A 7,455-nucleotide genomic window follows, 5' to 3' on the forward strand; every position below is an offset into this window, starting at 1 on the left:
TCTATTTTTGTCATTTTGAGCATAGCGAAAAATCTTATACGTGCGATATAAACGCCGGAAAAGTATAGTGGAGCCTACCAATTATATAAGATTCTTCACTCCGTTCAGAATGACAAAAGGTTTTTTTTGAGTCTTCCTAACACCTGTGGTGTTGTCACCAACAACCCTGCGTTTCATTTTGATAGAACAGGTCGCAAGCTCAACAAAAGGCGATCAAAAAGCACAGTCAAGACTACCTCTTACTATGGCCCGCGCTGCGCACTTGCGCCAGTAGAGATTGATAATGTGATATTAAAGCAAGTAAATAATTGACTTTCCTTTCAGTTAATATTTTGTAAGCAAACCGGGAATTGGTTGATTTGTGGTTGTGATATTTATACTATCTTTTATGCGTTGGCAATTTTTAAATATTACACCCGATACGCTGTGATTATATCGATTTATTTAGATGATATGCTATTTCAACACCAGTTAAGTGTGCAAATTTTACACCAAAAAACACTTTTAGCTACTTTCAACAAATAATTAAAAATATTTCTTACTGCAATTTTTTTGCGGCCAAGGTTTCTATCTTAGCATTGAAACACAACCTGAAGCTCTACCATATTGTTTACCTAATCTAACAGATAATGCCTAAACATTATTTTAACAGGCTTGGCCACTTAAATCAGTTGATCAGAAAAAAATCAACAGGATCTCCTACAGAGCTGGCAAAAAAAATGAATGTCAGCGAAAGGACAACTTTTGAGTATCTCGATATTTTAAAATCGTTGGGGGCGGATATAAAGTATTCCCGAACGCGGCAATCGTACTACTACTCTGAAGATGGGACATTTGATTTTCAGTTCCAGAAAAGCAACACCGAATTACAATAACCACCTAATTAAAACCCGCTTTATAAATTATCTCTATGCGCATAACCGCGCCATAGCCTGGCATCTTATATTTTATGGAGACAAACAGTTCTTTTCTGATTAAAAAAAGGTTAGGTATAACATCACCCGCAATTACCAAAACAACTCCTTTTGCCATTGCGGTGTTTACCATAGCTATACTATTGGCTTATCATTCCGTTTTCTCTCATCAATTCCAGATGTATTGGGACGATCAATGGGTGGTCTTTAATTTCTATACCGAAAATGGCTTAACCACCGCCAATTTACACGACATATTCACCCAATTTTTCCATGGGCAATATTCGCCGGTCAATCAGTTAACCTACACGCTGATATACGCAGCTGCCGGTGCAGATTCTTTCAGGCAACGTTTTTCTGCAATGTTGGCCAGATTGTCTTAATATCATCGCAGGCACTTTCTATTTTGTTCACCGTCCATGTATTTTTTATCGGTGCAAAAATCAACCTGTTAGAAAAAACATCTACGGTTAAACAATCCTTGTAATGACAATCAATATTTAATTCTTTTTCTAAATAAGTTTTTATCAATCCCGAAATACATTGTCCCTCATTTATGGTTAAAAAATGATTTTTAGATATCGCTAACTTAATCGCCCCTTTCGGCTGTTTCGTTATTGGATCAAGCAATAATATTTCTGGCCTTAAACTTATAGTTACTCCATTTACATCAATTGACGAACAATCAGCGTAGCCTTTGATGGCTGGATTTTCAATATACGGTACTAATTTACCTGTTATACATCCGGTCAATTTATTTAACGCTTCTATACATAGTATGATTCTGTCCTTTTGCTTTTCATTGGTAATTGTTTTTTGGGAAAGTAATTGTCTGACGCGGTCGAAAATTTCAATGTCTTTTTGAGATGCTGAGAAATACTTTATGGCCGCATTTTGTACTGGAGAATATCTGGCAGTAATAAAAGTTGAAGGAAATTTTGCATCCATCAATATACTTCGTTTCCTACCGGGCGTAGCATATATATATTCACCTAACTTATTAACCGAAATTCTTGGTGTTTCATTTACTTTCATAACCGCGTATCTTTACACTAAGATACGGAAAATGCGCTGTAGATCAGGTGATTGTGTATAAATAAAAAGCTAATATAGACACTATTAAGCGACAGTCAGTAAAATTTTCGTTGGAGATTTTAAATTTATAGTACAACTTAAACAGCCTTAATGGTCGAGATAATTGCTATTGTTTTTAGTTAATTTGCCAAAATTATGCTATTGTTGGTAATTAAATACAACCATTGGTTGTAAATGCTATTTTTATTAGTTTAGATTTGAATGAATTAAATATAAAAATTATGGCAAAAGTAGCCCCATTTCATTCGGTTAAACTAAACGCACCAAAGGTTTATCACGACAACAGCTCATGTACAGAAGGTAACAACATTGAAACAGAGAACAAAAGATCTGGTACCGACGGAAGACCGAAATGTGCGCACTGCACACGTTTAAGTTAATCGAGTTATTTAATTTATGAGAACAAAGAAACTGCCCCTTGTTAATAACAAGGGGCTTTATTGTTCAGCCGCTGGCGCACGCGTGCCGCGTGTGCCAAGATCTTACACATTGATTAGCATGTGTAGAGATTGCTTCGTTCCTCGCAATGACGTGGTGGAGAGTCGTTGATATTAGATCGCGCCACATCCCAAATGTGGTGCGATAATTCGGTAAGCCATGGACGAGATTGTCCCAGCGTCCCCCGATACCGCAAGCGTCCCGCTTGTGGGTTATCAACTGGCCATACCTGTCGCCTTACCACAAGCGAGACGCTTGCGGTAGCATCTGCGGCTTGATCCAGTCCATAAAAAAATTAAGCCTTTTAATTGCGTTTAAAAAAAAGATAAACTGCTTTTAATTGTTTTTTACTGCTTTTAAATGTTTTAAAGGCTGCCTGAGTGCAAACTCAAACACTTTTTGCGCGTGGGTCAGTGCGCGTCGGCCCGCGTTAGCGATAGGAGCGGATACCGGCCAATCAAGGGCCTCAGTGCAGGCGCCGCGGTTAAGGCCCGGTGCAGTATGAGCGGATAGCGCGGGCCGCAGGTAACGCCAAAACACACATTCCCCTCGTGAAACAAAAAAAGACTTAAAAGTCATAAAAAGTGTTTCATTTTGTTTCACTCCATTTTCGTAAGTATTTATTTTACAGTTAATTAGATTGAAATAGTGTTTCACCTGTTTCAGTTGTGGTACACACACGTGAAACAAAACAGTGGGTGGCAGTGGGGTGCTGGTCGCTTGGTGAAACCCCTCCCTAACCCTCCTGTGGGGAGGGAATCGCGCAGAGCCGGGCTCTTGCTGGTCGCTTCAGAGATCGTCACGCTGGCGCTCACGATGACGTGGTGGTGAGAGGTGGTTATCAATTCATCTGCATATACACGCCTCTGCACATTTGCACATCCGCATATCTGCACATCAAGAAGCTACTGCTTCTGTAGCTCCTGGTACTTGATACCGTTGGCCGGGTCGGCCTGGGTGAAGATGTTGAAAGCATCTATACGGGGCTGCGGCTCGGTATGGGCGTAAAGCTGCACCAACTCGTCGGCCTTGGCAGTGAAGAACACCAGCGGCAGCATGGCGCCTAAGCGCTGCCTGTCTAACTGGGCCAGCACGGGCAGCAGGCCGGATATTACCTTGCGGCCCTTGTCGGCATTGTCGGCCATGATGTCGAGGCCGTTGCGGTGATAGTCGTATATAAAGCTGCGCAGCGGGGCGTACTGCTTGTTATTCAAGTTCTCGATGAGCCAGTAACGGTTAGTATTGCTGTCAAATGCCTTCCAGCCCTTATAGGCGCTGGTTTGCGCGTTGGTAACCACCGTCTGCGCCAGGTTGTAGTAATAGCTGCCGCCATAGCGCGAGAAGCTGTCGTTATCCATACCGGCTATGACATAGGCATAAAAGGCCATCACCGAGGCCAGGTTAGAGGTAAAGCTTTGGTCGGAATAGTCGATAGTTTGGCCCTCGGTATAGGTAAACTCGAAGTCCTTGTCGTTAACGCTGAGCAGGGTAGTGTTGTAGTTAGAGCCATACACCGGCCGCAGCGATTGCACCTGCAGCTCGCCGGTAAAGTTGCTGCCGCCATCCCACGAGGTGATGTTGAGGATGAAATTACAGTCGATACGTTCTTGCGCCTGCACGGGTTCGGTAAGCCACTTGTGGCCGTTCAGGAAGTCCTTCATCGCTGTCTCCAGCGATTGGAACATACGCTTATTGGTAGTCTGGATCTTGGGGGCCAATACACTTACATGGGCGTTAAGGTCCTGCGCGCGGGCGGCAAGGGTAATCAATAACAGTGCTATGTATATGCCTAAGGTCTTCATTTTATGCGTAGTGCTATTACTTTATTGCAGATGTCTTTCGCCACATCCTCCTTGCTCTTGAGTTCGAAGATAGTGCTGTGCAGCGCACGGTCTATAATGGTGATCTTGTTGGTATCAACCGCAAAGCCGGCCCCCGCATCGCTTAGCGAATTTAGCACTATAAAGTCGAGATTCTTGCTTTTTAGTTTGGCAATTGCGTTTTGCTCCTCGTTGTTGGTCTCGAGGGCAAAGCCTACCAGAATCTGGGTATCGGTTTTATGGTCGCCCAGGTATTTCAGTATGTCGGTAGTCTTCTTGGTTTCGATGGTGAGCACGCTGCCGTCCTGCTTCTTGATCTTTTGCGTTGCGACGGTGGTCGGGGTATAGTCGGCCACGGCGGCGCTCATAATGCAGATATCGGCATCGGTATAATATTGCTGACAAGCCGATAACATCTCGGCTGCCGAGGTTACGTCGACACGCTTGATGGAGTGTTGTTGGCTGTGCTGAGCCGTTGGTCCGGTTACCAGGGTTACGTCGGCACCTAATCGCGCCAGTTCATCCGCGATAGCGAAACCCATCTTGCCCGACGAGTTGTTACCTATAAAACGAACGGGGTCGATGGCCTCGTGCGTGGGGCCGGCTGTTACGAGGGCTTTGGTGTTGACTAAAGGGAGCTTCTTCTTGATATCGGCAGTCAGAAACTCGATAATCTCCTCAGGCTCGGCCATACGACCCTCGCCGTGCAGTCCACTGGCTAGTTCGCCACTACCGGGAGCTATCATGATATTGCCAAAGCCCTGTAAAGCCTGCACGTTAGTTTTGGTTGACGGGTGCTTCCACATATCCAGGTCCATAGCCGGGGCAAAGTACACCGGGCATTTGGCCGATAGATAGACGGCAGTAAGTAAGTTATCGGTAAGTCCACCGGCCAGCTTGGCCAGCGTGTTGGCGCTGATAGGGGCTATCAGCATTAGATCGGCCCAAAGGCCTAGCTCAACGTGATTGTTCCACTCGCCAGTTTCGGGGACGAAGTACTCGGTAAGTACCGGGTTCTTGGATAGCGTTGATAAGGTAAGCGGGGTGATAAAGTTGCTTGCATCGGCTGTCATAACTACCTGTACATTAGCACCGGCCTTAACCAGTAGCCTAACCAGTAAAGCCGACTTGTAAGCAGCAATACTGCCGCACACGCCTAACACCACATTTTTACCTTCGAGCATGCTGTAAGTCAAAAGTTAGAAGTCAAAAGTCAAAACCCTGACCAAATCTGCCATAAAAATACAAAAAGTCAAAACCCAAAAGGCATGTATGCTTTTGAGTTTTGACTTTTAACTTTTTATTTAAAAAGCTTAGTCTTCTTTTAGCGGATTGCGGTGGTAAATCTTACCATCTAAAAACTCCTGAACTGCAACCAATGATGGTTTAGGCAGTTTCTCGTAGTATTTAGAGATCTCAATTTGCTCACGGTTCTCGAAGATCTCTTCCAGGTTATCGTTTGATGAAGCAAATTCAGAAAGCTTGCCATGCAGTTCTTCCTTAACATTGTTTGAGATCTGGTTTGCCCTTTTAGACATAATTACCAGCGACTCGTAGATGTTTCCGGTTTCTACATCCAGTTCGCGTAAATCGCGGGTTACTGTGCTGCTTGCAATAGCAGGCTTGGTTGCATTGTTATTATTATTGTTACTCATATTCCTTTTTAATTACGGCGTTGCCTTTTTATGAATGTCTTGTACTTCTGATCTTTGGTTATACAAAGTATCCTTGCGCGCTAACCTACGGGCAAGTTTATCGTCTTCTTTAGCTTGTTCTAATAAACGTTTAGCATCAGCAATACCTACCAGGCTGTCTTTTCTTAATTGCTGCGCATCGGCAGTATAAGTGCTTTTTGGATATTTGTCAAAAAACTGATCTGCAGAAGCTATTACTATATTATAACGATCTTCCTGTTTGTACTCCAAACTCTCGTGAGCGTAATTGTACTGTGCTTTGATAGTTAAAAACTCTAACTCTTCAGCATACTTAGTATCCGGGTAATCGCGCAGTACGTTACCAAACGCTATAGTGGCAGCAAGGTTTTGTCCTACTATTAAATATAGCTTAGCGTTGGTATAAGCTTTTAGCTCTAAACGGTCGCGCAGGTCTTGTATCAATTTACTGGCTTCGGCAACCCTGTCGCTTTTTGGGTAAAGGTTGATGAATAGCTGCAGTTTCTCAATACACTTATAAGTATTCTCCTGGTCTAACGAGTAAGAAGGTGCATCCAGATAGTAACAGTATGCTGTTAAAAAGCGGGCTTCTTCAGCGCGTGGGTCAGAAGGGTAAGAAGTGGCAAACTCATTAAAGTGGTATGCTGCCGATGTGTAGTCTTTAAGCTTATAGTTAGCCATGGCATTCAGATAAAATAGATCTGTAGCACCATCAGTACCACGGTAGCGCGATAACAAGGTTTCAAATAGGCCTAAAGCTTTGGCATATTCTTTCTTGTCATAAAGGCGTTTACCTTCCTGAAATTTTTTGGCATTGTCATTACTTGCTTTTAGCTTTTCGTACTTGCTTTTACAGCCAATGGCTGCAACCATAAATACTATTAATAAGCCTACAAATAATGGGAGTTGTTTTTTAAACATTTTGCAAAGATAACGAATATTATAAATCAGTCAATTTTTATTTAACAGGGCTAATATATAAGGAGTACATTACTATTATATAAAGCATACAGGTATTTTAACATCTTTTAACCTTTAATATTATGCCATGCGCTTTAATTGAGACGATTTTTATGGATGTCGATTGAATATACCTTATATATAGTATATAATATCTACGGCAATATACTATACTATATAAGGCTACAGCACCTGTTGGAGGCTATTAGGATGGCAGAGCTACTATACTATATATAGACAAAGGCCATTATATATACAGGCTCCTCCAATGCTAATAATAATAAATCCCACTTCCGTGGGATGCCAGTAAATGGGTCGCCTATAGCCGAATGATGCTGCATTAACCCAGTGTTCAATAATTGTTAAAATTTTTCCGGCTGATTTGCAGTGTTTTAATGATATATGTTAATTTTTTCTTGCGATGCATTTGCGTGAGTCAAAACTATACGTACCTTTGCAGCCCGCAAACGAAGGAATGCGGTAGTTGTTTGAAGGTGTTGAAGTAGTTTGTTTGAGGGGATGAAGAGGCGTTAGAAGGGTTAAAAAATCAAACGC

The 7,455-nt window shown here is 42.6% G+C and carries 8 protein-coding genes; 3 read left to right on the top strand and 5 right to left on the bottom strand.

The features are described from left to right. Positions 1–629: 629 nt before the first annotated feature. Both HB679_RS20455 and HB679_RS20460 read left to right on the top strand, forming a co-directional pair. Positions 630–875, top strand: coding sequence for an HTH domain-containing protein (locus HB679_RS20455; protein ID WP_214073899.1), 246 nt, complete (start codon positions 630–632; stop codon positions 873–875). Between the two features lie 74 nt (positions 876–949). Next, positions 950–1,297, top strand: coding sequence for a hypothetical protein (locus HB679_RS20460; protein WP_214073900.1), 348 nt, complete (start codon positions 950–952; stop codon positions 1,295–1,297). Here the strand turns inward: HB679_RS20460 and HB679_RS20465 are convergent. Further along, positions 1,257–1,949, bottom strand: coding sequence for a hypothetical protein (locus HB679_RS20465; RefSeq protein WP_214073901.1), 693 nt, complete (start codon positions 1,947–1,949; stop codon positions 1,257–1,259). The genes HB679_RS20460 and HB679_RS20465 overlap by 41 nt on opposite strands. Positions 1,950–2,230: 281 nt before the next feature. Between HB679_RS20465 and HB679_RS20470 the strand changes: the two genes are divergently transcribed. Then, on the top strand, positions 2,231–2,389 hold the full coding sequence (locus HB679_RS20470; RefSeq protein WP_214073902.1) for a hypothetical protein: 159 nt from the start codon (positions 2,231–2,233) through the stop codon (positions 2,387–2,389). 963 nt (positions 2,390–3,352) lie between these two features. Here the strand turns inward: HB679_RS20470 and HB679_RS20475 are convergent. From HB679_RS20475 to bamD, 4 genes are all read right to left on the bottom strand, one after another. Beyond that, positions 3,353–4,249 (bottom strand): DUF4835 family protein, encoded by an 897-nt coding sequence (locus HB679_RS20475; RefSeq protein WP_214073903.1) that lies wholly within the window; start codon positions 4,247–4,249, stop codon positions 3,353–3,355. Continuing rightward, positions 4,246–5,451 carry a bifunctional phosphopantothenoylcysteine decarboxylase/phosphopantothenate--cysteine ligase CoaBC gene (coaBC, locus tag HB679_RS20480; RefSeq protein ID WP_214073904.1) on the bottom strand — a complete coding sequence of 402 codons (1,206 nt, stop codon included), beginning with the start codon at positions 5,449–5,451 and terminating at the stop codon, positions 4,246–4,248. The genes HB679_RS20475 and coaBC overlap by 4 nt, the downstream gene beginning before the upstream one ends. Before the next feature lie 129 nt (positions 5,452–5,580). After that, positions 5,581–5,922 (bottom strand): DNA-directed RNA polymerase subunit omega, encoded by a 342-nt coding sequence (locus HB679_RS20485; protein WP_214073905.1) that lies wholly within the window; start codon positions 5,920–5,922, stop codon positions 5,581–5,583. A gap of 12 nt (positions 5,923–5,934) precedes the next feature. Continuing rightward, on the bottom strand, positions 5,935–6,861 hold the full coding sequence (gene bamD, locus HB679_RS20490) for an outer membrane protein assembly factor BamD (protein WP_214073906.1): 927 nt from the start codon (positions 6,859–6,861) through the stop codon (positions 5,935–5,937). Between the last annotated feature and the right edge of the window lie 594 nt (positions 6,862–7,455).

Source organism: Mucilaginibacter sp. dw_454, assembly GCF_018449775.1.
Taxonomy (GTDB): Bacteria; Bacteroidota; Bacteroidia; order Sphingobacteriales; family Sphingobacteriaceae; genus Mucilaginibacter.

Excerpts from the sequence above, each read along its gene's own strand:
- HB679_RS20460 (WP_214073900.1), top strand. The coding sequence starts at position 950 with ATGGAGACAAACAGTTCTTTTCTGATTAAAAAAAGGTTAGGTATAACA.
- coaBC (WP_214073904.1), bottom strand. The coding sequence starts at position 5,451 with ATGCTCGAAGGTAAAAATGTGGTGTTAGGCGTGTGCGGCAGTATTGCT.
- HB679_RS20485 (WP_214073905.1), bottom strand. The coding sequence starts at position 5,922 with ATGAGTAACAATAATAATAACAATGCAACCAAGCCTGCTATTGCAAGC.
- HB679_RS20475 (WP_214073903.1), bottom strand. The coding sequence starts at position 4,249 with ATGAAGACCTTAGGCATATACATAGCACTGTTATTGATTACCCTTGCC.
- bamD (WP_214073906.1), bottom strand. The coding sequence starts at position 6,861 with ATGTTTAAAAAACAACTCCCATTATTTGTAGGCTTATTAATAGTATTT.
- HB679_RS20455 (WP_214073899.1), top strand. The coding sequence starts at position 630 with ATGCCTAAACATTATTTTAACAGGCTTGGCCACTTAAATCAGTTGATC.
- HB679_RS20465 (WP_214073901.1), bottom strand. The coding sequence starts at position 1,949 with ATGAAAGTAAATGAAACACCAAGAATTTCGGTTAATAAGTTAGGTGAA.
- HB679_RS20470 (WP_214073902.1), top strand. The coding sequence starts at position 2,231 with ATGGCAAAAGTAGCCCCATTTCATTCGGTTAAACTAAACGCACCAAAG.